Source organism: Granulimonas faecalis (genome assembly GCF_022834715.1).
Lineage (GTDB): Bacteria > Actinomycetota > Coriobacteriia > Coriobacteriales > Atopobiaceae > Granulimonas > Granulimonas faecalis.
On the sequence record NZ_BQKC01000001.1, the window covers coordinates 837,940 to 860,986 of the forward strand.

The 23,047-nt window shown below is 65.9% G+C and carries 22 protein-coding genes; 19 read left to right on the forward strand and 3 right to left on the reverse strand.

What is annotated here, in order from left to right; genetic code table 11:
• The first annotated feature begins 86 nt into the window (after positions 1–86).
• The 11 genes from OR600_RS03820 to OR600_RS03870 all read left to right on the forward strand — a co-directional run bounded on the left by OR600_RS03820 (position 87) and on the right by OR600_RS03870 (position 10,383).
• Positions 87–1,907 carry an ABC transporter ATP-binding protein gene (locus OR600_RS03820; protein ID WP_135977673.1) on the forward strand — a complete coding sequence of 607 codons (1,821 nt, stop codon included), beginning with the start codon at positions 87–89 and terminating at the stop codon, positions 1,905–1,907.
• The gene (gene rnhA, locus OR600_RS03825) at positions 1,907–2,386 is read left to right on the forward strand and encodes a ribonuclease HI (RefSeq protein WP_135977672.1); all 480 of its coding nucleotides are present in this window, start codon (positions 1,907–1,909) and stop codon (positions 2,384–2,386) included. Before OR600_RS03820 ends, rnhA begins: the two co-directional genes overlap by 1 nt.
• A gap of 370 nt (positions 2,387–2,756) precedes the next feature.
• Positions 2,757–3,842, forward strand: a complete 1,086-nt coding sequence (locus OR600_RS03830) for a DUF871 domain-containing protein (RefSeq protein WP_251164249.1) — start codon at positions 2,757–2,759, stop codon at positions 3,840–3,842.
• A gap of 2 nt (positions 3,843–3,844) precedes the next feature.
• Positions 3,845–5,161, forward strand: a complete 1,317-nt coding sequence (locus tag OR600_RS03835; protein ID WP_265590702.1) for a 6-phospho-beta-glucosidase — start codon at positions 3,845–3,847, stop codon at positions 5,159–5,161.
• Positions 5,162–5,237: 76 nt separating this feature from the next.
• Complete coding sequence (locus OR600_RS03840) at positions 5,238–5,552, forward strand: PTS sugar transporter subunit IIB (protein WP_204406451.1); 315 nt, start codon at positions 5,238–5,240, stop codon at positions 5,550–5,552.
• A 25-nt stretch (positions 5,553–5,577) separates the two neighbouring features.
• Positions 5,578–7,008, forward strand: coding sequence for a PTS sugar transporter subunit IIC (locus tag OR600_RS03845; RefSeq protein WP_251164251.1), 1,431 nt, complete (start codon positions 5,578–5,580; stop codon positions 7,006–7,008).
• 88 nt (positions 7,009–7,096) lie between these two features.
• Positions 7,097–7,297 (forward strand): hypothetical protein, encoded by a 201-nt coding sequence (locus OR600_RS03850; protein WP_204406452.1) that lies wholly within the window; start codon positions 7,097–7,099, stop codon positions 7,295–7,297.
• Positions 7,294–7,725 carry a DUF3284 domain-containing protein gene (locus tag OR600_RS03855; RefSeq protein ID WP_204406453.1) on the forward strand — a complete coding sequence of 144 codons (432 nt, stop codon included), beginning with the start codon at positions 7,294–7,296 and terminating at the stop codon, positions 7,723–7,725. The genes OR600_RS03850 and OR600_RS03855 overlap by 4 nt, the downstream gene beginning before the upstream one ends.
• Before the next feature lie 535 nt (positions 7,726–8,260).
• Positions 8,261–9,076 carry a hypothetical protein gene (locus OR600_RS03860; protein ID WP_204406454.1) on the forward strand — a complete coding sequence of 272 codons (816 nt, stop codon included), beginning with the start codon at positions 8,261–8,263 and terminating at the stop codon, positions 9,074–9,076.
• On the forward strand, positions 9,073–10,104 hold the full coding sequence (locus OR600_RS03865) for a radical SAM/SPASM domain-containing protein (RefSeq protein ID WP_265590703.1): 1,032 nt from the start codon (positions 9,073–9,075) through the stop codon (positions 10,102–10,104). Before OR600_RS03860 ends, OR600_RS03865 begins: the two co-directional genes overlap by 4 nt.
• 42 nt (positions 10,105–10,146) lie before the next feature.
• Positions 10,147–10,383, forward strand: a complete 237-nt coding sequence (locus tag OR600_RS03870; RefSeq protein WP_265590704.1) for a hypothetical protein — start codon at positions 10,147–10,149, stop codon at positions 10,381–10,383.
• A 409-nt stretch (positions 10,384–10,792) separates the two neighbouring features.
• Here the strand turns inward: OR600_RS03870 and OR600_RS03875 are convergent, their stop codons facing one another.
• Complete coding sequence (locus OR600_RS03875) at positions 10,793–11,821, reverse strand: LacI family DNA-binding transcriptional regulator (RefSeq protein ID WP_135977668.1); 1,029 nt, start codon at positions 11,819–11,821, stop codon at positions 10,793–10,795.
• Positions 11,822–12,137: 316 nt separating this feature from the next.
• Here OR600_RS03875 and rpsA point away from each other — a divergent pair, with 316 nt between their 5' ends.
• The 8 genes from rpsA (at position 12,138) to OR600_RS03915 (ending at position 20,752) form a co-directional block, all read left to right on the forward strand.
• Positions 12,138–13,322: a 30S ribosomal protein S1 gene (rpsA, locus tag OR600_RS03880; RefSeq protein WP_135977667.1), complete on the forward strand. Its 1,185-nt coding sequence runs from the start codon at positions 12,138–12,140 to the stop codon at positions 13,320–13,322.
• 122 nt (positions 13,323–13,444) lie between these two features.
• Positions 13,445–14,098, forward strand: coding sequence for a pyroglutamyl-peptidase I (locus OR600_RS03885; protein ID WP_135977666.1), 654 nt, complete (start codon positions 13,445–13,447; stop codon positions 14,096–14,098).
• A 201-nt stretch (positions 14,099–14,299) separates the two neighbouring features.
• Positions 14,300–15,916, forward strand: a complete 1,617-nt coding sequence (locus tag OR600_RS03890; protein ID WP_265590705.1) for an ABC transporter substrate-binding protein — start codon at positions 14,300–14,302, stop codon at positions 15,914–15,916.
• A gap of 87 nt (positions 15,917–16,003) precedes the next feature.
• Positions 16,004–16,939, forward strand: a complete 936-nt coding sequence (locus tag OR600_RS03895) for an ABC transporter permease (RefSeq protein WP_135977664.1) — start codon at positions 16,004–16,006, stop codon at positions 16,937–16,939.
• Positions 16,939–18,048, forward strand: coding sequence for an ABC transporter permease (locus OR600_RS03900; protein ID WP_204406459.1), 1,110 nt, complete (start codon positions 16,939–16,941; stop codon positions 18,046–18,048). The genes OR600_RS03895 and OR600_RS03900 overlap by 1 nt, the downstream gene beginning before the upstream one ends.
• Before the next feature lie 13 nt (positions 18,049–18,061).
• A complete protein-coding gene (locus OR600_RS03905) occupies positions 18,062–19,093 on the forward strand; it encodes an ABC transporter ATP-binding protein (protein WP_135977663.1) in 1,032 nt (343 codons plus the stop codon).
• On the forward strand, positions 19,090–20,130 hold the full coding sequence (locus OR600_RS03910; RefSeq protein WP_135977662.1) for an ABC transporter ATP-binding protein: 1,041 nt from the start codon (positions 19,090–19,092) through the stop codon (positions 20,128–20,130). Before OR600_RS03905 ends, OR600_RS03910 begins: the two co-directional genes overlap by 4 nt.
• Before the next feature lie 436 nt (positions 20,131–20,566).
• Entirely contained in the window at positions 20,567–20,752 is a 186-nt protein-coding gene (locus tag OR600_RS03915) for a hypothetical protein (RefSeq protein ID WP_204406461.1), read from the forward strand.
• Positions 20,753–20,767: 15 nt separating this feature from the next.
• Here OR600_RS03915 and OR600_RS03920 read toward each other — a convergent pair whose 3' ends face one another.
• Together OR600_RS03920 and OR600_RS03925 are read right to left on the reverse strand one after the other, a co-directional pair.
• Entirely contained in the window at positions 20,768–21,112 is a 345-nt protein-coding gene (locus OR600_RS03920; protein WP_265590706.1) for an inorganic diphosphatase, read from the reverse strand.
• Positions 21,113–21,243: 131 nt separating this feature from the next.
• Complete coding sequence (locus OR600_RS03925; protein WP_265590707.1) at positions 21,244–22,824, reverse strand: ABC transporter substrate-binding protein; 1,581 nt, start codon at positions 22,822–22,824, stop codon at positions 21,244–21,246.
• Positions 22,825–23,047 lie beyond the last annotated feature (223 nt).

The window sequence follows — 23,047 nt, forward strand, 5'->3', positions numbered from 1 at the left end:
GCACCGCCCGCATCCCTGCAGGGCCAGGCCCCGCCCGCCGTCCCGGCAGGTGGGGCCTTCTCGGCCCGCGACCGAAAGGAGCGCCCGTGCGCGCCGCGTCACCCAACCTGAAGGTCTCGTCCGACGTCACCCGGCAGACCCTCCGCCACTACTGGGCCGTCACCGCCAGGCACCTGCCCTGGTTCGTGGGCGCGGTGCTCTCGAGCCTGGGGTTCGTGTTCTTCCTCTCCTACATGAACCCGTACCTCATGGGCCTCGTGATCGACCGCGTGAGCGAGGGGCGAACGGCCGCCGCCGACGTCCTGCCGGTGTTCGGACCGGTCATGGCCGCGCTGGTGGCCGTGAACGCCGTGGGCCAGGCCTGCTCCAAGCTGCAGGACTACTTCACCGCCAAGGTCGAGATCCTGGCCACCTACGACCTCACCACCCAGGCCTTCGACACACTCTCCAACCAGTCCATGACGTTCTACGCCAACCGGTTCGGCGGGTCGCTCGTCTCCCAGGTGCAGCGCTTCTGCGGCGCCTACACCACCCTCATGGACTGCCTGCAGTACGCCGTGATCCCCATCTGCTCGGCCGTGGTGTTCACCATCGGCCTGCTGGCGGCGGAGGTCCCGGTGTACGTGTGCGTGCTCTCGCTGTTCCTCGTGGTCTACGTGTGCGTGGTCTACCGGCTCTACAGCCGCATCCTGCCGGCTAATGCAGAGGCCGCGGCGGCGGGCAACCGGCTCTCGGGCCAGCTGGCCGATGCCGTCACCAACATCATGGCCGTCAAGACGAGCGGCCGCGAGGACTACGAGCGTGGGCGCTTCGACGACGCCAGCCGCGAGGTGCGCGCCGCCGACTCCCGCCGCATGCGCGCCAACATCCGCTGCGGCGCTGCCACGAGCTCCATCATCGTGCTCATCATGGCCGCGTGCACGGTGTTCGTGGCGGGCGGCAACGCGTGGTTCGGCGTCACGCCGGGCGTGCTCGTGATGATGTTCAACTACACCTACAGCCTCACCATGCAGTTCAACCGCCTGTCGTCCACCTTCTCCACGCTCAACCGCGCCTTCGGCGACGCCTACGACCTCACGGTGGCCCTGGGCGAGCCGCTGCTCGTGGCCGACGCCCCCGGCGCGCCGGCCCTCGAGGTGACCGAGGGGGCCATCGACTTCGAGGGCGTCACGTTCCACTACCCTGACGCCGACGACGAGGACCGCGTCTTCTCGGACTTCACGCTCCACGTGCCCGCCGGCCAGCGGGTGGGCCTCGTGGGCCGCAGCGGCTCGGGCAAGACGACACTCACCACGCTGCTCCTGCGCCTGGCCGACCTCCAGGGCGGCCGCATCCTCATCGACGGCCAGGACGTCTCGGCGGCGGCCCAGGCGAGCCTGCGCCGCTCCATTTCCTACGTGCCGCAAGAGCCGCTGCTGTTCCACCGCAGCATCCGCGACAACATCGCCTACGGGCGCCCTGATGCCACCGACGAGGAGGTGCGCGCCGCCGCCGAGCGCGCCAACGCGCTCGAGTTCATCGACCGCCTTCCCCAGGGCATGGACACCATGGTGGGGGAGCGTGGCGTCAAGCTGTCGGGCGGTCAGCGCCAGCGCGTGGCCATCGCCCGCGCCATCCTCACCGACGCGCCCATCCTCGTGCTAGACGAGGCCACGAGTGCCCTGGACTCCGAGAGCGAGAGGCTCATCCAGGAGGCCCTGGCCACGCTCATGGAGGGGCGCACGAGCATCGTCGTCGCGCATCGCCTGTCCACCGTGGCGAGCCTGGACCGCATCGTGGTGCTGCAGGACGGGAAGGTCGTGGAGGACGGCACGCACGGGGAGCTCGTAGGGGCCGGCGGCGCCTACGAGATGCTGTGGGACCGCCAGACCGGCGCGTTCCTCGACGAGGAGGGGGACGGCCAGTGATGGACAGGGTGACGGTCTATACGGATGGGTCGAGCCGCGGCAACCCGGGCCCCGGAGGCTACGGGGCCGTGCTGCTCTTTGTGGACGCCGCGGGCGTGGAGCACCGGCTGGAGCTCTCCCAGGGCTTCCGGCGCACGACGAACAACCGCATGGAGATGATGGCCGCCGCCGCCGCCCTCGAGGCGCTCAAGCGCCCCTGCGAGGTGGAGCTCCACAGCGACTCCCAGTACCTCGTGAACGCCCATGAGAAGGGGTGGATCCGCGGCTGGCAGCGCAACGGCTGGAAGACGGCCTCCAAGAAGCCCGTGAAGAACGTGGACCTGTGGGAGCGCCTCATCGCCGCCGAGAGGCCGCACAACGTACGCTACGTCTGGGTGAAGGGCCATGCCGGCCACGAGCTCAACGAGCGGTGCGATCAGCTGGCGGTCTCGGCGGCCACGGGCTCCGGCCTGGCGGACGACAAGGGCTTCGAGGCCTGACGCCCCGGGACCCCTCTCTCGACACCTGAACGCGAACAGGGGCGACCTTCTTCGCACCTTCACCGCACCTGAACGTGGGTAGGGGCGATTTCGGCGTCCCTGAACACGGTTGGGGGCAGATTTCGACGCCGGTCCGCCGGGGGAGTCGCCCTCAACCGCGTTCAGGTGCGGAGAGGAGGAACCGCCTGCTGCCGGCACCCGCCGGCCCGGGCCCATGCCGCTTGGGCCTGGTTACCCACCGCTCGCCGTCTGAATTGAATCGGTTTAAATCTGTGGTGTCCCCCTGCTGTACATTCATGGAGTCATATTTGAACCGATTCAAAAATCGACGGCGCCGGGATGCCGGCCCGTATGGGGGGGGGGAGGGCCCATGGCCATCGGAATATCGCTCTATCCCGAGCACGCCTCCTTCGAGCGCAACGCCGCCTATGTGGAGCGGGCTGCGGCCCACGGGTGCACCCGCGTCTTCAGCTGCCTGCTTTCCGCCGAGGGCGACCGCGCGTCGCTGGCGGGGGAGTTCTCGGCCCTCTCCCGGGTGTGCCACGACCACGGCATGGAGGTCGTCCTCGACGTCGCACCGGCCGTCTTCTCCCGTGTGGGTGCCAGACCCGACGACCTCTCGTTCTTCGCCGAGGCCGGCGCCGACGGCATCCGGCTCGACGAGGGCTTTGGCGGCCCTGACGTCGCGGCCATGACCGCCGATCCCCACTGCCTCGTCGTCGAGCTCAACGCCTCCACCGCCGACGGCTCCCTCGAGGCCGCCCTCGCCTGCGGTGCCGACAAGGGCCGGCTCCAGGCCTGCCACAACTTCTTTCCGCAGCGCTATACCGGCCTCGGCCTCGACTTCCTCGTCCGCGAGAGCGCCCGTGCCAAGGACGCCGGCGTGAGGCTCGCCGCCTTCGTCTCCAGCTCGGCCCCCAGCGCCTTCGGCCCCTGGCCCGGCGCGGACGGCCTGCCCACCCTCGAGATGCACCGCGGCCTCCCGGTCTCGTTCCAGGCGCGCCACCTGTACGCCCTCGGGCTCGTGGACGACCTGCTCGTCTCCAACTGCTTCGCCACCGACGACGAGCTCGCCGCCCTCGCGGCTGCCCGGCCCGGCACCGTGGCCATGGCCGTGGCCCCGGTCCCCTCCGTGGGCGACGCCGAGCGCGACGTGCTCGCCTTCGCCCACCGCGTCCGCGGCGACCTCTCCCCCTACCTGTTCCGCAGCACCGCCTCGCGCGTCGTCTTCGCCGACCGCGACTTCCCGGCCCACGACACCCGCGACCTCGAACCCGGCGACGTCGTGGTGGTCAACGAGCGCGGCGGCCGCTACAAGGGCGAGCTCCAGGTCGTGCGCCGCCCCATCCCCAACGACGGCACCCGCAACGTCGTCGCCACCGTCGAGGACTCGGAGGCCCGTCTCCTGGACTGCCTCGACTCCTGGGTCCCGTTCACGTTCGTCGAGGAGGCATAGCCATGGCAAACGGCAACGGCGTCAAGGTCGTCACCATCGGTGGAGGCTCCAGCTACACCCCGGAGCTCGTGGAGGGGCTTATCCTCCGGCACGACCGCCTGCCCGTCTCCGAGCTCGTGCTCGTGGACGTCCCCGAGGGCGAGGAGAAGCTCGAGACCGTGGGCGCCCTAGCCCGCCGCATGGTGGAGCACGCCGGCGTGCCCATGAGGGTCGCCACCACCCTCGACCGCCGCCGCGCCCTCGAGGGGGCGGACTTCGTCACCACCCAGATTCGCGTGGGGCGTCTCCCGGCCCGCATCCTCGACGAGCGCATCCCGCTCTCCCACGGCATCATGGGCCAAGAGACCAACGGCGCCGGCGGCATGTTCAAGGCCTTCCGCACCATCCCCGTGATCCTGGGGTTCGTCCGCGACATCCAGGAGCTCTGCCCCGATGCCTGGATGGTCAACTTCTCAAACCCGTCCGGCATGATCGAGGAGGCCGTCCTCACCCAGACGGACTTCCAGCGCGCCATCGGCCTCTGCAACGTGCCGGTGAACATGCGCGCCGGCATAGCCGCCATCATGGGCGTGGGCGAGGACCGCCTCGAGCTCAGGCTTCAGGGCGTCAACCACTTCGTCTTCGCCACCGACGTCCTCGTGGACGGCCGCTCCGTCATGGACGAGGCCGTGGAGCGCTACGCCACCATCGCCGACGACGAGACGCTGGCCATGAACAACTTCGCGGCCAAGCCCTACTCGCCCGAGTTCATCCGCGGCATCCGCGCCATCCCGTGCCCCTACCACGACTACTACTTCCACACCGCCGAGCAACTGGACGAGTTCCGGACCGGCAACGTCCGCGGCGAGGTGGTGGGCCGCCTCGAGGAGACGCTCTTTGCGACCTACCGCGACGTGCGCCTCGACGTGAAGCCTCCCGAGCTCGCCCAGCGCGGCGGGGCCCGCTACAGCGACGCCGCCTGCGACTTGCTCGCCTCCATCCACAGCGGCGCCGGCGACATCCAGTACGTGGACGTCCGCAACCGCGGGTGCATCGCCGACCTGCCCTACGACAGCGCCGTGGAGGTGGCCTGCCGCATCACGGCCGACGGGGCCGAGCCCCTGGCAACCGGGCGCCTCAACCCTCGCATCGCCGGCCCGGTCCACATGATCAAGGGCTTCGAGCGCCTCGTCGTGGAGGCCGCCGTCACCGGCGACCGCGACCTCGCCGTGGCCGCCCTCGCCCAGAACCCGCTCTGCCCCACGGAGTCGACGTCCGTCGCCGTCGTCGACGAGCTTCTCCGCGCCCACGGGGAGTACCTCCCGCAGTTCTCCCGGTAGGGGAGGGCGCGCCCCGGCGTGAACCAACGGTCTGCCGCGGCCGGCCGATGAGAGGCCAGGGCCTTGGCCCACGACCATGAAAGGACCCGCCACGACCAACATCCTCCTCGTGTGCTCCGCAGGCATGTCCACGAGCATGCTCGTGAAGAAGATGGAGCAGGAGGCGGAGAGGCGCGGCGTCGAGGCCCGCATCCGGGCCGTCGCCGACGCCAAGGCCGCCGAGAACGTGGGCGAGGCCGACGTGATGCTGCTCGGCCCCCAGGCGCGCTTCATGCTCGACAAGATGCGCGTCCTTGCCGGCGACACCCCGGTGGACGTCATCGACATGCGCACCTACGGCGCCATGAACGGCGCCGCCGTCCTCGACCAGGCCCTCGCCCTTATCGGCTAGGCGACCGGACCCAAGGAGGTATCCCATGGCATCGCCCATGAAGGGGTTCATGAACTGGATGGGGACCAAGTTCATGCCCATCGCCACCCGCATCGGCAACCAGCGTCACCTCGTGGCCATCCGCGACGGCTTCATCTCCATCATGCCCGTGACCATGGTGGGCTCCATCGCCGTTCTGCTCAACGTCTTCTTTCGCGACCTGCCCGCCATGTGGTGGGGCGAGGGCAACGCCTTCACCGAGGCCTGTGCCCAGCTCATCTCCATTAACGGCTTCGTGTGGAATGGCTCGCTCGCCATTCTCGGCCTGTGCTTCACGTTCTCCCTCGGGTACCACCTCTCGCGGTCCTACGGGGTCAACGCCATCGCCGGCGGCGTCATAGCCCTGTCGGCAGTCGTGTGCACGATGAACCTCGCGCCGGCCTTTTCCTACGTGCTGCCCGAGGTGGGCGCCGACGCCGTGCCCGCGCTGCAGGCAGCCGGCCTCGCCGTGACGGAGGCCGACGGCGCCGTGAGCCTGGCGGTCACCGGCGCAGGCATGATCTCCACGGAGCTTACGAGCGCCACGGGCCTGTTCACTTGCCTGATCTTTGGCATGGTGTCCACCATGATCTATGTGGAGCTCACGCTCAAGAAGATCACCATCAAGCTCCCCGAGAACGTTCCGCCCGCCGTGTCCAACGCCTTCACGGCCATCATCCCCGGCTGCCTGGCCATCTACGTCTGCGCCATCGTCACCCAGGTGTGCGTGAACCTCACGGGCGAGTACCCCAACGCGCTCATCAGCGAGATGATCCAAAAGCCGCTTTTGGGCATGAGCCAGAGCTTCTTCGCCGTCGTCCTCACCAACTTCCTCATGCAGCTGTTCTGGTTCTTCGGCATCCACGGCTCCAACGTCATGGCGCCCATCACCGAGGGCATCTACACCCCGGCCCTGCTCGAGAACCTCCAGGTGTGGAACGCCACCCACGACGTCTCCCAGATGCCCTACCTGTGGACCCGCGGCTCCTTTGACGCCTACACCATGATGGGCGGCTCCGGCATCACCCTCGGCCTGCTCATCGCTGTGTTCGCCTTCTCGCGCCGCGAGGACTCTCGCACCATCGCCAAGCTCTCTGCCCCCATGGGCGTCTTCAACATCAACGAGCCTGTGGTCTTTGGCATGCCCATCGTCTTGAACCCGCTCTACCTCATCCCCTGGCTGCTCGTGCCCGTGGTTGCCACGGTCGTGGCCTACCTCTTCACCGCTGCCGGCATCATTCCGCCCGTCTTCATCCAGGTGCCTTGGATCATGCCCGTGGGCCTCTATGCCTTCTTCGCCACGGGAGGAAACGTCATCGCAGGCCTTGTGGCCCTGCTCAACCTCGCCATCTCCTTTGCCATCTGGACGCCGTTCGTGCTCCTTGCCAACCGTGACGCCGCCGCCGAGGCCGCGGCGGAGGAGAAGTTCGACCAGTAGCGACGCACTGACACTGTGCGAAGCCGTATCAGCATTGTGTGACGGGGCGGGCGCTCGCGGGTGCCCGCCCCCTGAGAGAGGAGGCCCCATGGGCAAGCGCTCGTGGTCTGCGTTCGTCGTGGTCGTCGGCATGCTCTTTGTGCTGGCCTCCGCCGCCTTCGCCCCTGCAGGCACGACCGATGCGCCCCTTTTGGTGGGCGGTCTTGTCGTGGCGGCCGCAGGCGCCGCTTTCATGGTCCGCGCCCCGCGCCGCCTTCGCGCCGGCTCTCGTTCTGGGAGGTCGGCATGAGGGTGCAGCGGGCGGTTGCCGCCTCTCCCGAGCGCGTCTTTGCGCTGATCGAGCGCTCCGTTGCCGCCGACATGGAGCAGGCGGGGCGTAAGCCGGGGCCTGCGGGCATCCGTCGGGGAACCGCCTACACCAAGTCCATGCGTACCAAGCTGGGCGCTTCGCGTTCGGTCAAGGTGCGGGTGGAGGCCTTTGACGCCCCGCACCTGTACGAGGCGTCCTTCACGAGCGCGGACGGCGTCAACCGGGTGCGCTACGAGGTGGAATCCGCAGGAGGCGGCGCTCTGGTCTCCTACGAGGAGTCCTTTGAGGCCCCCACGAGGCTGGGCTCGCTCAACGGCCGCATTATGCAGCGCCTATACGCCCACCGGGCCAAGCGACGCATGAACGCCCTGCTCGACGTTATGGAGGCCCAGCTGGCCGCCGAGTGAAACCGACGCCTGAAAACAGAGAAGAGTAAACTTAACGGCATCGGGACCCACCTTATCCTCGGCCTTTTTCTTAGACCTGTCGGTGTCCTGTGCCTCCTGGTTGCCCGAGACGCCCTCCAGGGCCCCTACCCGCTCCTCGAGGGCGGCCACACGGGCTTTGAGATCGGCTGTGTTTCCGGCGCCCGAGCACCCGGCAAGGACGATAAGGGCCGCGGCGGAAAGAGCCGTTAAAGCGGCCTTTGGCTTGCTCATCATAGTTTTCCTTATAACTGCCTGATATTTAACGGTCAAAGGAAACCAAAGGTTCGCATCGCAGCGCATCCAGCGTTGTCCGGGCGTTTGTTCTGAGAGGTGGCAGCAAGAGTGTCGCTGGTAGTCCCCAGCACAATACTTTTCGCGGCGAAAATATACTCCCTGCGTGTGACAAAACAACCTGGTACCTTGTCACAGTCTGGTTCCGATACCACCGGCAATAAACAATAATCGTACGGTGTTGCGTCCATCGGCCTATCTTCTTCAAAAAGGGGTTGATGTCATGAGCATTACGCCGAACGATGTCGTTGTCTGCAGCGAGATTGTGTACGACCGCGAAGAAAAGAGCGGATTTCACTCTCTGCTGTTTGCGGTAACCGGAAACGAGCCCGTTATCGTCAACGAGAGCGCCTACAGGGTTCTTATGGAATGTCCCCGCGCCAGCAAGGTCTCTGCCATACAAAGCAATGTAAAGGCCGGTTATGGCAACCAGGACAGTAGGAGTATTGAGCAAGATGTCTTGGACTGCCTCGACCAGATGACCGCAATGGGGGTGGTCCGCAAGGTCTTACCCGATGGTCCGGACTTTGTCCATCTGACTGCAGACGACATTAGGGAGCTTCTGTCTTTCGATTGGGAGCGTTTCGACAAGGATGCTCCAAAGGATAACTTGCGCATTCGTTCCTGCAATTTTCCTGTATGCACGCTTTCAAGCCCCCTTGTGGCCCGGTCGATTCTATTTCGTGAGGACTTCGACTTTTTCCTGCTCAGGTCCGATATTGCGAGCAAAGTAGAGGGCTACGTTGTAACCAGGGCGACCGACGAGATTCTGAGCGGCTCAGTCGAGGTGCTGTGCTGCAACCTCCCTACCGGGGCCGTCGGCAAGGCCATTGAGACTGTTTTCTGCTTCTATGACAGATTCGCGAAGGTCCGAAGGCTCGTTGCCCTTTGCAGCTCAGAGGAACTCGATGGTTTGAGCCGGGTGGGCATGCCTTCCTCTGACTTGAAGATTTGCGGTGTGCTCGAGGTGCCCAACAATTGCGGCGATGGCGGCTCTTTGTTCTTGGTCGTCGCTTCTCGTCTTGAGAAGGCGTCATGAACCCCTACGTCGGTGTGGTGTCGTTCCCCCATCACGTCGCCTTTGACATCACTAATCGGTGCAACCTCCGTTGCTTGCATTGCTACAACAGTAGCGGCGAGAACTGTGTCATGAAAGACGAGATGGGAGACGGGGAGGTCTTAGACTTCGTTCGATCGGTTGCAGTCAAAAGGCCCTATAGCTTTTGCTTTTGCGGCGGAGAGCCGCTTCTCAGGGCCTCCCTTGTGATGGGGGCGCTTGAAGAGCTGCGGACAGGTAAAGTCAATGTCGGCCTTGTGACGAACGGGATGCTGCTTGATCGGGAGATAGCTAGCGATCTCGAGAAGTGCGGTCTTAGTGGCATTCAGATTAGCCTCGATGGCAACAAAGGAAGCCATAACAGGCTCCGGGGCAACAAGGGTGCTTATGATGGTGCAATTCGCGCTATAGACAATGTGCTTCGCCATACAGACCTTCATTTGCAGATTGCTTTCTCTCCGACATCCTTTAATATATGCAATGTCGTAGAAGAAATTAAATTAATTGAGCAGTTGCTCCACGACAGTGGCCGCCTCGAGCGCAATTGGGCCGATCGGGTCGAACTCAGGGTCCAGCCTATGATGTTGCTTGGACGGGCAAGATGCCACAGCGATATAGTTCCTGACGCCGATCAGTATGACAGCTTAGTACGGAAAATCAGAAGACTGCAGAAAGGCTCTTTCGGCTGTTCTGTCTCCTTGATATGGGGTGATCCCGTGGACCACTTGGTCCGGTATGCTGATTCAAAGCGCTTGTCAACTCATGTCGCTGTGCACGCAAACGGCGATATTGTCGTGTCGCCATATCTGAATATGGTTGTCGGCAACGTCAAGAGGCACAGTTTGGCAGAGTACTGGGCCTCTGGTCTCAACTCGGTCTGGTCTCTGCCTTTTATCAGGTCGCAATGCTCCCGTATCTTGTGCACTCGCGATATGGATGAGGTTTCAAAGATTGATGGTGACCTGAATCAAGGCCATGGAACAGTGGTCGATCTTATTGATAAAAAGTAAAATAACTTGAATCAAGATAAAAGTGAACGAATGGAGAGAGCCATGGGAGAAGAACGCTATGATCACGGAGTACTTGCGTCGTATCGTGCGCCGGCAATTGATTTCCTTGAGGGACCCAACGAGAGTGTTCGTCCTGGCGGAAGTATCGTCTACGATTACGATTATGTGCTCGGTCAGAACATTTTGATTGGTGTTACGGCCGCTATTGCATTTCAGGTTGTTAGTCTTCCGGAAGCCATTCCGAGCGTCTTGCCCTCTTTGCCTGAGGCAAAGATATGAATGTAGATTTCCTTATCCCTACCATCGTTTCGTTCATGGGTTTGTCCCTGGCACTCGCGGTCGCGCTGATCGGAAACGAGGGCTCTGTTTACCCCCACCTCGTTGCCCAGATCCCCATTCCCCTGAGAGGGGCGTTTGTGAAGCGCTTAGGCCGTGGGTTCGCTGTGATATGTGGCGGCGCCTGCCTTCTCATGCTCGACCGGTTGTTTCCTGCGCTCGCCATCATCGAAATTCCCGCTCTTGTGGTGACGGTTGCCGGGGCCGCTCTCGTGCTCGTGACGATGGCCGGGGTTGGCCTCGTCCCCCGAAGCCCGAAGGGCCGTTAGGCGCTCACTTCGAAATACTGCGCCTGAAAGCGGTTGAGGGCGCCCTCCACCGCTTTCAGGTGACAAAGCAACCTGGTACCTTGTCAGGCCTCCTCGGAGCGCCCCAGCAGGGCCGGGTCGATGCCCGTGAACGACGGCTGCCAGGTGATGAGGTCGGGGAAGGTCGTGACCTCGCCCGAGGCCGGAACGCCCGCCTCGACAAGCTCCAACAGGTGCGAGGCCGCGTAGGTCCCGATGGCGCCCGTGGGCGGGCAGATGGTGGTGATGCGGGGGTAGAACAGCGACGCCAGGTCGAAGTAGTCGTAGCTCGCGTAGTTGAGGTCCTCGCCGATCACGAGCCCGCGCTCGGCTACGGCCTGGAGCGCCCCCTGGCCCATGCCGTAGTTGCAGCAGAACACGGTGTCGAGGCCGTGCCCCTCCACGAGGTCCACCAGGCCCGCGTACCCGCTCTCGCGCGAGTAGTCGCCCAGGTACACGGTGAGGCTCCCCTCCGGCAGCCCGGCCTCGGCCACGGCCTCTCGGACACCCTCGAGGCGCTCGGACGACACGTGCTCGTGCTGGGGGCCGGCGATGACGCCCAGGCGCTCGTGGCCGGCCCGCAGCATTTCGCGGGCCACCCGGCGCGCGCTGGCGCGGCTGTCGGCCACCACGGAGTCGACGCAGGGGGAGTCGTAGGGCGACGAGACCGAGATGACCGGGATGCCGGAGCGCTCCACGAGCCTGCCCGGCGACCAGGCAGCGTCGCCCTCGAACAGGACGATGCCGTCCACCTGCCGGTCGAGGAGCAGCCCGAGCTTCTGCTCGAAGACGGCCGGGTCGTTGCGGAAGCCAGCCAGCAGGATGATGTAGTTGCCCAACTCCATCTCCCGCTCGATGGCGGCGATGGCGCTCGTGGCGAAGTGGTTGAGCATGTTGTTGACGAGGAGGCCCACGGAGCGGCTCTTGCGGCTCCGGAGACTGCCCGCCAGCAGGTTGCGGTGGTAGCCGAGCTCGGCCACGGCCGCGTCGATGCTCTCCTTGGTGGCGTCCTTGACCCTCGCGCCGTTGAGGTAGCGCGACACCGTGCCCGTCGAGACGCCCGCGAGGGCCGCGACCTGCTGGATGGTGGCCATGGGCCCTCCCTGTGAAATCGGTCCGGGTGCCCTGCAATCATAGGACGGGGGAGGGCCCGCGGCGCCGGGGCGCGGCCGCCGGGCCCATGACGGGCCTGCGCACCGTGAATTCACCACAGGATTGTTGGTATGGGCCTTGAAAAGGTGAGGTGTGTCACGGTACCCTATCCAACGTGTGGGTCGGACGCCCGCACACAGTATCTGTCGGCCCCCGAGCATGCGATTTCAGACGTCGAGCAAGGGTTTATCCAACCGGTCGCTCTGCAGGCGAAGCCCATGACCATCGGGGCCCCGTGTTTTTGAAAGGGGTCCACCTTTGAGTGAGATTCAGAACTCGTCCGTCTTCTCGTTCGACGACGTCAGCGATGAGGAGATGAACAACCTCATCGACGGCACCATCACCGACTTCGACGAGGGCGACCTTGTGACGGGCACCGTCGTCAAGATCGAGCGCGACGAGGTCCTGCTCGACATCGGCTTCAAGTCCGAGGGCGTCATCCCCGTCCGTGAGCTCTCCATCCGCAAGGACGCCAACCCCGAGGACATCGTCGCCATGGGCGAGACCATCGAGGCCCTGGTCCTTCAGAAGGAGGACAAGGACGGCCGTCTCATCCTCTCCAAGAAGCGCGCCGAGTACGAGCGTGCCTGGAACCGCGTGGAGGAGGACTTCAACAACGGCCAGAACGTCGAGGGCGAGGTCATCGAGGTCGTCAAGGGCGGCCTGATCCTGGACATCGGCCTCCGCGGCTTCCTGCCCGCCTCCCTCGTCGACCTCCGTCGCGTCAAGGACCTCAACGCCTACCTCGGCACCCGCATCGAGGCCCGCGTCATCGAGATGGACCGCAACCGCAACAACGTGGTTCTGTCCCGTCGCGTCGTGCTCGAGGAGGCCCGCAAGGCCGAGCGTTCCGAGATCCTCTCCAAGCTCCAGGCCGGCATGCGCCTCAAGGGCGTCGTGTCCTCCATCGTCGACTTCGGCGCCTTCGTCGATCTCGGCGGCATCGACGGCCTCATCCACATCTCCGAGCTCTCCTGGAACCACGTCAACCACCCCTCCGAGGTCGTCAAGGTCGGCCAGGAGGTCGAGGTGCAGGTTCTCGACGTCGACCTCAATCGCGAGCGCATCTCCCTCGGTCTCAAGCAGACCACCGAGGATCCCTGGCGCACCCTCGTCAAGAAGTACCCCGTGGGCGCCATCGTCGAGGGCCGCGTGACCAAGCTCGTGCCCTTCGGCGCCTTCGTCGACCTCGGCGACGGCATCGAGGGCCTGGTGCACATCTCCGAGATGGCGCGCCAGCACGTCGACACCCCCTCCCAGGTCACCAACGTCAACGAGACCGTGCAGGTCAAGGTCATGGAGATCGACCTCGACCGTCGTCGCATCTCCCTGTCCATGAAGGCCGCCGCCGAGACCCTCGGCTTCGAGGTCGAGGTCGCCCCGCTCGACAAGCCTGAGGACGAGGAGGTCGAGGCCGAGGTCGTGGAGGTCGACGAGGACTAACCCGTCGCTCCCCGAGCCCAGCTCCGAGCCTTTGCAGCGCGCCCCCGCCGTCCGGCCGGGGGCGCGCTTCCTTTGTGTCGCGCTATGCTGGGCCATGGAGGCAACAACGGAAGGGGAGGGCCATGAGGGTGCTGGTGACGGCGTTCGAGCCGTTCGGGGGCCAGGAGGACAACGCGTCGCGGCTGGCGGTGGGGGCGCTCCCCGCCACCGTGGCCGGCGTCCCTGTGGAGCGCGCCGTGCTGCCGTGCGTCTTCGGCGCCGCGGCTGAGGCCGCCCTCGCGGCCGTGGACTCCGTGCGCCCCGACGTCGTGCTGGCCTGCGGGGAGCACCGCGGCGCCGCCGGGATCGCCGTGGAGCGCGTGGCCCTCAACCTGGCCTCCACACCCCCCGACCGTCCCGACAACGGCGGGTCCGCGCCGGAGGAGCGCCCGCTCGTGCCCGGCGCCCCCGGGTCGCTTTGTGCCACGGTCCCCGTGGCCGACTGCGTGCGGGCGGCCCAGGCGGCCGGCGTCCCGGCGCACCTCTCCTGCTCGGCGGGGCTCTACGTCTGCAACTCGGTCATGTACGCGCTCCTCCTCCGGCAGCACGGGCCCCACGGACCCGGCACGGCGGCGCCCGCCATGGCCGGCTTCGTCCATGTGCCCGGCACCCCCGCCCAGGCGTCGCGAGGCATCCTCGCCGAGCCTCTTCCGTCCATGGACACGGCGCTCTCGGCAAGGGGCCTCGAGGCTGTCGTGGCGGCGTGCGTCGGAGTCCTCCGGCAGGGCCGCGCCTGACGCACTGCCCATCCCGGTGCCCGAGCTCGGGTTATCGACGTTTTTCAATTCGTAAGGGCTGTAAAAGCTCTGTAAAGCGATGGAGTGCCAGGCATACCAATTCAGGCTGAATACAGCATAGTTCTCCCATACGCGCAGGCGCACCCAGGGCGCCGTCGTGCCTGGACGTCGCCTGCCTTCACACGAACAGAGGGGGACCCCATGGTGTTCAACCGAATCTCGCGCCGCACCTTCGTCAGGGGCTCCGGTCTCGCCGCCCTTGCCGGTGCCGCCACGACCCTCGCCGGCTGCGGCGGGGCGCCCACCGCCGACGCCAATACCGAGAAGGTCCTGCGCTGGGCCCAGAGCAACGCCAAGCAGGGCATGGACATGCAGAAGAACACCAACTCCGGCATGTCGTCGGTCTCCGACCCTGTGGTGGAGAGCCTCCTGCGCTTCACGGAGGACAACGAGCTCGTGCCCTGCCTGCTCACCGAGATTCCCACCGTGGGGGACGACGGCGTCACCTATCACTGCACCCTCAAGGAGGGCATCAAGTGCCATGACGGCTCTACCCTCACGGCCGAGGACGTCAAGTTCTCCTTCACGCGCATGTTCCTGCCCGAGACCGCGGGCCTCTCCACCTACATGTACGACATGATAGTGGGCGCCCAGGACGTCATTGCAGGCAAGACCACCGACCTCGCCGGCCTCATCGTGGAGGACGACACCCACTTCACCTTTACCCTGCAGTACCCCATGGCCGCCTTCGTCAAGAACCTCGGCATCAACTACGCCAACGTGTTCCCCCGCGGGGCCTGCGAGGAGGCCGGCGACAAGTGGGGCTACGAGCTCAACTACGTGGGCTCCGGCCCCTTCAAGCTCGTGGAGAACGACGACTCCACCTTCATGCGCTACGAGCGCTTCGAGGACTACCACGGCGACCCCGTGGCCCTCGACGGCCTCACGGTCACCTTCATCGACGACGCCAACACCAAGCTCATGAGCTTCAAGAACGGCGACATCGACATGTGTGACCTGTCCAACGACCTGCTCAAGCAGTACAAGGACGACCCCGAGGTCGGCGAGCTCATCTCCTACAACACGCCGCTGGGCACCTGGTTCGTGAACCTCAACCTCAACACGCCTGCCCTCCAGGACGTCCGCGTGCGCCAGGCCCTCTCGCTCGCCATCGACCGCCAGGCCATTGTCGACACCGTGTTCTCCGGCGCGGGCGTGCCCGCCTCCGGCTTCCTCAACCCCGGCGTCCCCGGCTTCGATGCCAACGCCGAGGTCTTTGAGTACAACCCCGAGAAGGCAAAGCAGCTTCTGTCCGAGGCCGGCGCCGAGAACCTCTCCATCAAGTGCGTGGTGCGCACAAACCAGTACGAGACCGTTATGGTGGCCGTGCAGGACTACCTGAAGGCCGTGGGCGTGAACATGGACGTACAGACCGTGGACGCCGGCGTGTGGGCCACCGACTGGGCGGCAGGCGAGTACGAGGTCACGGCCCTGGCTTGGTATCCGCTCTACGCCGACGCCGACAACCAGATGTACACCTACTTCTACTCCGAGAACGCCAAGGGCAAGGGCAGCTTCTACAACAACGCCGAGTTCGACCGTCTCATGGACGAGGCCCGTCGCTCCGCCGACGAGGACCATCGCGCCGAGCTCTACCGCCAGGCCGACGACATCATGAGCCGCCAGGACTTCGCCTGCCTGCCGCTGTTCTACCCGCAGATCATGTTCTGCGCCCAGCCTTGGGTGAAGAATGCCAAGATCGGCAACTTGATCTACCACTTCCGTGACATCGATATCGACACCGAGGCGATGGGCTAAACTATTTCAGCACGCGCGTCTGTGCCGGGCCGGTTGCCGCATGGGTTCGGTAACCGGCCCTTCTTGTATCTGTGGGAGAGGAGCACCATGAGGGACTTCCTCGTGAAGCGGCTGTTGCAGGCGGTGGGCATCATCCTCTGCATCTCGGCCATAACGTTCTTCATGCTCAACATCGTGCCCGGCGACCCGGTGCGCATCATGATGGGCGACATGGCCGACGAGGCCACCATCGAGACCGTGCGTCACAACATGGGCCTCGACAAACCCGTGGCCGAGCAGTACGTCGACTGGCTCGCCGGCATGGTCACCGGCGACTTCGGCCAGTCCTACACCCAGCGCAAGGACGTAACCCAGCTCATGGGCCAGGCCTTCTCGGTGACGGCGGCCCTTGCGGCCTCCGCCTACGTGTTCGCCCTCGTGCTGGGGGTCGTGGTCGGCGTCGTGGCCGCGGCCAAACGCGGCACGTGGGTGGACCAGACCCTCATGAGCCTCGCCATATTCGGCATATCGGCCCCGGTCTTCTGGGTGGCCATCATCCTGCAGATCGTCTTCGCCCTCACGCTGCACTGGCTGCCGCTCTCGGGCATCAAGACGCCGGCGTACTTCGTCCTGCCCACCATCGCCCTGGGCGTACGCTATGCCGCCTCCATCGCGCGCGTCACCCGCACGTCCATGCTCGAGGTGCTCTCCCAGGACTACATGCGCACGGCCGAGGCCAAGGGCCTCAAGTACTGGGTCATCGTGGTGCGCCACGCGCTGCGCAACGCGCTCATCCCCATCATCACCATCGCCGGCACCCAGCTCGGCGACATCTTCACGGGCTCCATCCTCATCGAGAGCATCTTCTCAATGCCGGGCATGGGCAAGATGATGCTCGACGCCATCAACGCCCGTGACCTGCCGCTCATCCAGGGCGGCGTCATGTACATCGCCTTGATCTGCGTGGTCGTCTACTTCGTCGTCGACGTGCTCTACGCCGTGGTCGACCCGCGGATCCGCCTTGGAGAGGAAGGGGCCAACTGATGAGCGTCAAAGACCCCAGGAAGCTTCAGGAGGCCGTTGACCGCAAGGTCCTCCAGGACGAGGGCGTTGCGGTTCCCGACGACTCCTTCTCGGCCTACGATTCCGAGACCAACCCCGTGAACGAGGAGACCTATCCCGAGATGCTCGTCGGCGCCAACCCCGACGCGGGGGAGGGCCCCCGGAGCCGCCGGGAGAGGGCCGAGGAGCTCGCGAGTGAGATCAGCCGCCAGAACCTCGCCGCCCAGGCGGCCGGCAAGAGGAAGGCGGCCCAGAGCTACTGGGCCGTCTCGTGGCAGATCTTCCGCAGGAACCGCCTGGGCATGGCGTGCCTCGCCGTGGTGCTGTTCCTCGTGGCCGTCGCCGTGCTCGCGCCGGTGATCGCCCCCTACGACCCCGACGCCCAGAACCTGCGCGCCATGCTGCAGCCGCCCTCGGCCGAGCACTGGTTCGGCACCGACAACTACGGCCGCGACATCTTCTCGCGCGTGCTCTACGGCTGCCGGGTGTCGCTCTCGGTGGGCGTGGTGTCCCAGGCCATCGCCCTGGTCATCGGCTTCTTCGCCGGCGTGGCCGCGGGGTACTTCGGCGGCAAGGTCGACGCCGTGATCTCCTTCGTCATCCAGGTGTTCAGCAGCTTCCCGTTCCTGCTGTTCGCCATCGTGGTCATGTTCGTCATGGAGCCGGGCCTCGCCAACCTCTACGTGGCCCTGGGGCTCCTCGGCTGGACCTCCATGGCGCGCCTCGTGCGCGGCGACGTCAAGCGTCTCAAGGGCGCCGAGTACATCCAGGCCTGCACGCTCTCGGGCGGCAAGCCCATGCGCATCATCCTGCGGCACCTGCTGCCCAACTGCGTGTCCACCATCATCGTCATGGCCACGCTTGGCATCCCGAGCGCCATCATGAGCGAGGCGTCCCTCTCGTTCCTCGGCCTGGGCGTCCAGCCGCCCATGGCCAGCTGGGGCCAGATGATCAGCGCCTCGCAGCCCTACATCCAGTCTTCCACGTACTTCTCGGTCATCCCGGGCATCGCCATCATCGTCACGGTCATGGCGTTCAACCTTCTGGGCGACGCCATGCGCGACGCCCTCGACCCCAAGATGCGCTCCTAAGGAGGGAGGTCCCATGGCATCGGACACCCAAGACAGGCAGGGCGGCCAGGGAGGGCCGCTGCTCGAGGTCGACGGCCTCTGCGTGACGCTGTTCACCGACGCCGGCGAGCTCAGGTGCATCCAGGACCTCTCCTTCTCCATGCGCCGGGGCGAGACCCTGGCCGTGGTGGGTGAGTCCGGCTGCGGCAAGTCTATGACGGCGCTGTCCATCATGGACCTCATCCCCAAGCCACCGGCAAAGATCGTGGGCGGCCGCATCCTGTTCGAGGGCACCGACCTCGTGCAGCTCCCCGACGACCGGATGCGCGACTACCGCGGCAACGAGATCTCCATGATCTTCCAGGAGCCCATGACGTCGCTCAACCCTGTCATGCTCTGCGGCAAGCAGATCGCCGAGGGGCTCCTCGTGCACAACCCCGACATGGCCAAGGCCGAGGCCGACGCCAAGGCCCTCGACATGATCCGCTTTGTGGGCATCCCCGCCCCCGAGAAGGTCTTCAAGAGCTACCCGTTCGAGCTCTCTGGGGGCATGCGCCAGCGCATCATGATCGCCATGGCGCTGGCCTGCGAGCCCGCCATGCTCATCTGCGACGAGCCCACCACGGCCCTTGACGTCACCATCCAGGCCCAGGTGCTCCAGCTCATCGACCGCATGCGCCAGGAGACCGGCACGGCCGTCATGCTCATCACCCACGACATGGGCGTCGTCTCCGAGATGGCCGACTGGGTGCTCGTCATGTACGCCGGCCGCCAGGTGGAGTACACCCGGGCCTCCGAGCTGTTTGCCCACCCGGCGCACCCCTACGCCCAGGGCCTCATCGACTCCATCCCCTCCATGGACGCCTCCGGCGAGCGCCTCTACGCCATCCCGGGCAACGTGCCCATGCTCAACGAGCTGCCCTCGGGCTGCCTGTTCAACCCGCGGTGCCCCTACGCCCGCGACATCTGCCGCCGCGAGGTCCCCGGCTTCACGCCGGTGGACGGCGACGAGGGCCACCGCGTGGCCTGCTGGAAGTACACCGACCGCTGGGAGGAGGGGCGATGACCGCCTTCACCGAGGAGGACCGCATCCTCGAGGTCCGCGACCTCGTCAAGCGCTACCCCATCAAGAAGGGCTTCTTCGGGACCTCCGACACGGTGGTGCACGCCCTCGAGGGCGTCTCGTTCGACGTGCACCGGGGCGAGACCTTCGCCATTGTGGGCGAGTCCGGCTGCGGCAAGTCCACCTGCGGCAAGTGCGTGCTCAGGCTCACGGACCCCACGTCCGGGTCCGTCAGGCTCGACGGGGTGGAGTTCACAGAGCTCTCCGGCGCCGAGCTCACCGAGGCCCGCAAGAAGCTCAAGCTTATCTTTCAGGACCCTTACAGCTCGCTCAACCCGCGCATGACGGTGGCCGACATCATCGCCGAGCCCATCGACATCGCGAGGACCTACAAGACGAAGGCCGAGCGCGACGCCCGTGTGGACGAGATCATGGAGGCCGTGGGCCTGGACCTCTCGTACCGCACCCGCTACCCGCACGAGTTCTCCGGCGGCCAGCGCCAGCGCATCGGCATCGCCCGCGCCATCGTCCTCGAACCCGAGATCGTGGTGTGCGACGAGCCTGTGAGCGCCTTGGACGTCTCGGTGCAGGCCAAGGTCATCAACCTCCTGGAGGACCTCCAGGAGCGCCTGGGCCTCGCCTACATCTTCATCAGCCACGACCTCTCCGTGGTCAAGCACATCGCCGACACGGTCATGGTCATGTACCTGGGCCACATGATGGAGAAGGCCTCCAAGGAGGCGCTGTTCGACGACCCGCTGCATCCCTACACCCGGGCGCTCCTCGACGTGGTGCCCACCATCGCGGGCGGCCGCATCCAGGACAAGCGGATCCTGCAGGGCGACGTCCCAAGCCCCACGCACCCGCCCCAGGGCTGCTGCTTCCACACGCGATGCACCTCGTGTATGCGGGTGTGCGAGGACAGGGTCCCGGCGGATCTGGAGCCTAGGCCCGGCCACGTGGTGGCGTGCCACCTCTACGACGAGGGCCTCACGGCCGAGGAGCGCAAGCCGGCCGGCCTGAACCCGGCGGCCTGCTGACCGTCGTCCCGTTGGTCGGGCACGGTCGCTGTCACGCCGCCGTGCCGACGCCTTGGACCTCCGTGCCCGGGGCGATATAGCATGACAAAGGGGGAGCCCCTCGCACCCGCTCGGCGCGAGGGGCTCCCCCTCGGGTCCGGAACGCGCATCTGAGACGACTCGCGGACCCCTCTGCACGCCCGTCGCCCTTTGCGACGGCGGATTCCGGTGACACCTGGGAGGATGACGTTTCTATGCCTCCACATCGGGCAGCGGGATTGCCGCCACGGGGCTCCTGTGGGGTCGTTGGCAGCGGTCCGTGCGGCTGCACCTTGTCTCTTTTTGGGCCATACCGCCCTGTTCCGTGCGACGCCGGGCAGGGGAGGCTCCCTCCGCCCCCGAGCGCAGGTGTGTCAGAATGACTCGACGCCATGACCCTCGGTCGAAGGGAGCATCGATGACGAGGTCCATGCGGATCACCCTGGCGTGCGTTGTCGCCGTCGTCCTCTACATAGTCCTGTCCATCGCCTTCGACGCGGTTCCTTCGGGCTTGCCCAAGTTTGGCCTCATCGCCTCGCGCATTGGCACCGCCGTTGCCGTGGCCGTCGCCATAGGCCGCGATCGCGAGGGCCGTCGCGAGTAGGCCCGGGGTCGCGGCTCAGCGGAGCAGTACTCCCCGAAAGAACCGCTCCTGGAATCGAATGCGCTCCATGATCTCCTCGTCCGAGAAGCTCGTGTCGCCCAGTGAGACGACCCACTTGTCCTCATCGTCGTCGAGCCTGCGGTACACCGCTATGACGCGGCCCTCGAACTCCTCCACGGGGCCGTCGGCTCCGAGTAGGTACGCGTCCTGCTCCTCGCCGTCTTCTGCAAGCACTCCCTCGATATAGCCGTAGTTGACCGGATAGACCGTCTCCGGATGGCTCGGGTGACAGCTCCCGAGCGGTCGGTCGACCCTCCCGTGAACCGTTGTTCCGATAACGTCGGGGTAATCGGTCTTCATTCTGCGTCTCCTCAGAAAGGGGCGGTCCCTCAAGGCAAGGGCCGCCCCTTTCTCCAATGTGGGACAGAGGTGTCCGCGCAATGGGAAAGGTGCTCGGTGCCGTTCGGGCCGCCTTCGATGATGGGTGCGCCCTACGCGAGCTTGTTGGTGAACTTGAAGTCGTAGACCCGGTAGACGCCCGAGAAGTCGGCGTCCTTGAGGTAGGGGGTCTGGGGCCAGTCCACGGGGATGGTGCCGAAGTCAACGTTGACGAGCTGGTTGTCGGCCTGCAGCGTGAGGTCGGTGCGCTGGCCCTCGTCCATGGTGGCCTCGGCCTTGTCCACGAGCCCGTCGAAGGTGGCCGAGTCGTAGAAGGAGCTCCTCTGGGAGGCCTTGGAGGCGTAGAAGAACGAGCGCATGTGCTCGGCGCCCACCCAGCAAAGCGTCGTCCAGGTGATGAGGGTGCAGGGGAGCGAGCCGGCGGCGCGCTGGTCGATCCACATGGCGTCGTCGATGACGTTGATGTTCGCGGTCACGCCGATCGCGCGCCAGTACTCTTGGAGCGCGGTGGCCACCTGCTCGTCGCGGGAGCGCACCGGGAAGTCGAAGGAGAGCCCGGTGGCGCCGGCGTCGGCGAGGAGCTGCTTGGCCTTGTCCACGTCGTGGGGGAGGGTCTCGAGGGTGTCGTCGTGGCCCTCCTCGCCCGGGGCGCAGAACTGCGTGCAGGGGGCCGAGGCACCCTGGAGCACGGTCTCGCAGAGCTCGTTGCGGTCGATGGCCAGCGACAGGGCCTGGCGCACGCGGGCGTCCTTGAAGGCGTCCTCGTGGAGGTTGAGGTTCACAAAGCGCGTGGAGGCCGGCGTGTAGTCGACGATGGAGCCGGCCACGGCCTCGTCGTCAACGTACTGGTCGTAGAGGGTGGGGGCGAGGTTCACGAGGTCCAGCTGCCCCGCCTTGAAGTTCATGACCAGGGTGTTGGGGTCGTCCACGTACACGACGTCGATGCCGTCGACCTTGGCGGGGCCGTCGTGGTAGTCGGCGAAGGTCTCGAGGGTGAGGCCCGTGGCGCTCTCGGCCGTGAGCTTGAAGGGGCCGGTGCCCACGAAGTCCGTGCCGGTGCCCCACTTGTCGCCGGCGGCCTCGCAGGCCTTCCGGGGGTAGATGAGGGCGTAGAACTCGGTGAGCATGGGGAGGAAGACGGCCGTGACCTCGGAGAGCCGCATGGTGAAGTGGCGGTCGTCCTGCACGGTGAGGCCGGCGAGCTCGGTGGTCTTGCCCTCCATGACGTCCTTGGCGCCCACGATGGTGTCGTAGACGTTGGTGGAGGGGTTCTTGGTCTCGGGGAGGAACATGCGGGTGAAGGTGTACTTCACGTCGTCGGCCGTGAGGTTGCCGCCGTCGTGGGTGGGCAGCTTCTCCTTGAGCTCGAAGGTGTAGGTGAGGCCGTCGGCGGAGATGTCGGGCATCTTCGTGAGGAGCACGGGCTCCATGTCGAGGTTCTCGTTGAACCTGATGAGCGGCTCGCACACGGACTCGGCCACGCCGATCTCGTTGGAGGTGTTGGTCTGCAGGTCGAGGGAGGCCTTGGGGTTGGCGCAGCCGTAGCGCAGCACCTTGCCGCCGCCACCCTCGCCGCCGCAGCCCGCGAGGGTGGCGGCGGCACCGGTGATGGAGGCGGCGGCGCCGAGGCGCATGAAGCCGCGGCGCGAGATCGGGTTGTGGGAGAAGGGCATCGTTTCTCCTTCCGGAGGCCGGCTGTGCCGGCATTGGGCGCCCTCTGGCGGGCGCGTCGGTCGTCTGTAAACCTACCAAAACGATGGGGGTCTCATACACGGGGCCGCGCGTCGCCTCGAGGGTGCCAGACCGGGCCCCTCCCGGGCGGTTGCGACTTGCCCCATGTTCTCGGCGGCAGATAGCTGAATGGGCGCTAAAATTACCGGTGTCACGACAGGGGTG

Bases quoted from the DNA above. Each gene is read 5' to 3' on its own strand.
- rnhA (WP_135977672.1), top strand. From the start codon at position 1,907: ATGGACAGGGTGACGGTCTATACGGATGGGTCGAGCCGCGGCAACCCG.
- OR600_RS03830 (WP_251164249.1), top strand. From the start codon at position 2,757: ATGGCCATCGGAATATCGCTCTATCCCGAGCACGCCTCCTTCGAGCGC.
- OR600_RS03835 (WP_265590702.1), top strand. From the start codon at position 3,845: ATGGCAAACGGCAACGGCGTCAAGGTCGTCACCATCGGTGGAGGCTCC.
- OR600_RS03840 (WP_204406451.1), top strand. From the start codon at position 5,238: ATGAAAGGACCCGCCACGACCAACATCCTCCTCGTGTGCTCCGCAGGC.
- OR600_RS03845 (WP_251164251.1), top strand. From the start codon at position 5,578: ATGGCATCGCCCATGAAGGGGTTCATGAACTGGATGGGGACCAAGTTC.
- OR600_RS03850 (WP_204406452.1), top strand. From the start codon at position 7,097: ATGGGCAAGCGCTCGTGGTCTGCGTTCGTCGTGGTCGTCGGCATGCTC.
- OR600_RS03855 (WP_204406453.1), top strand. From the start codon at position 7,294: ATGAGGGTGCAGCGGGCGGTTGCCGCCTCTCCCGAGCGCGTCTTTGCG.
- OR600_RS03860 (WP_204406454.1), top strand. From the start codon at position 8,261: ATGAGCATTACGCCGAACGATGTCGTTGTCTGCAGCGAGATTGTGTAC.
- OR600_RS03865 (WP_265590703.1), top strand. From the start codon at position 9,073: ATGAACCCCTACGTCGGTGTGGTGTCGTTCCCCCATCACGTCGCCTTT.
- OR600_RS03870 (WP_265590704.1), top strand. From the start codon at position 10,147: ATGGGAGAAGAACGCTATGATCACGGAGTACTTGCGTCGTATCGTGCG.
- OR600_RS03875 (WP_135977668.1), bottom strand. From the start codon at position 11,821: ATGGCCACCATCCAGCAGGTCGCGGCCCTCGCGGGCGTCTCGACGGGC.
- OR600_RS03885 (WP_135977666.1), top strand. From the start codon at position 13,445: ATGAGGGTGCTGGTGACGGCGTTCGAGCCGTTCGGGGGCCAGGAGGAC.
- OR600_RS03890 (WP_265590705.1), top strand. From the start codon at position 14,300: ATGGTGTTCAACCGAATCTCGCGCCGCACCTTCGTCAGGGGCTCCGGT.
- OR600_RS03895 (WP_135977664.1), top strand. From the start codon at position 16,004: ATGAGGGACTTCCTCGTGAAGCGGCTGTTGCAGGCGGTGGGCATCATC.
- OR600_RS03900 (WP_204406459.1), top strand. From the start codon at position 16,939: ATGAGCGTCAAAGACCCCAGGAAGCTTCAGGAGGCCGTTGACCGCAAG.
- OR600_RS03905 (WP_135977663.1), top strand. From the start codon at position 18,062: ATGGCATCGGACACCCAAGACAGGCAGGGCGGCCAGGGAGGGCCGCTG.
- OR600_RS03910 (WP_135977662.1), top strand. From the start codon at position 19,090: ATGACCGCCTTCACCGAGGAGGACCGCATCCTCGAGGTCCGCGACCTC.
- OR600_RS03915 (WP_204406461.1), top strand. From the start codon at position 20,567: ATGACGAGGTCCATGCGGATCACCCTGGCGTGCGTTGTCGCCGTCGTC.
- OR600_RS03920 (WP_265590706.1), bottom strand. From the start codon at position 21,112: ATGAAGACCGATTACCCCGACGTTATCGGAACAACGGTTCACGGGAGG.
- OR600_RS03925 (WP_265590707.1), bottom strand. From the start codon at position 22,824: ATGCCCTTCTCCCACAACCCGATCTCGCGCCGCGGCTTCATGCGCCTC.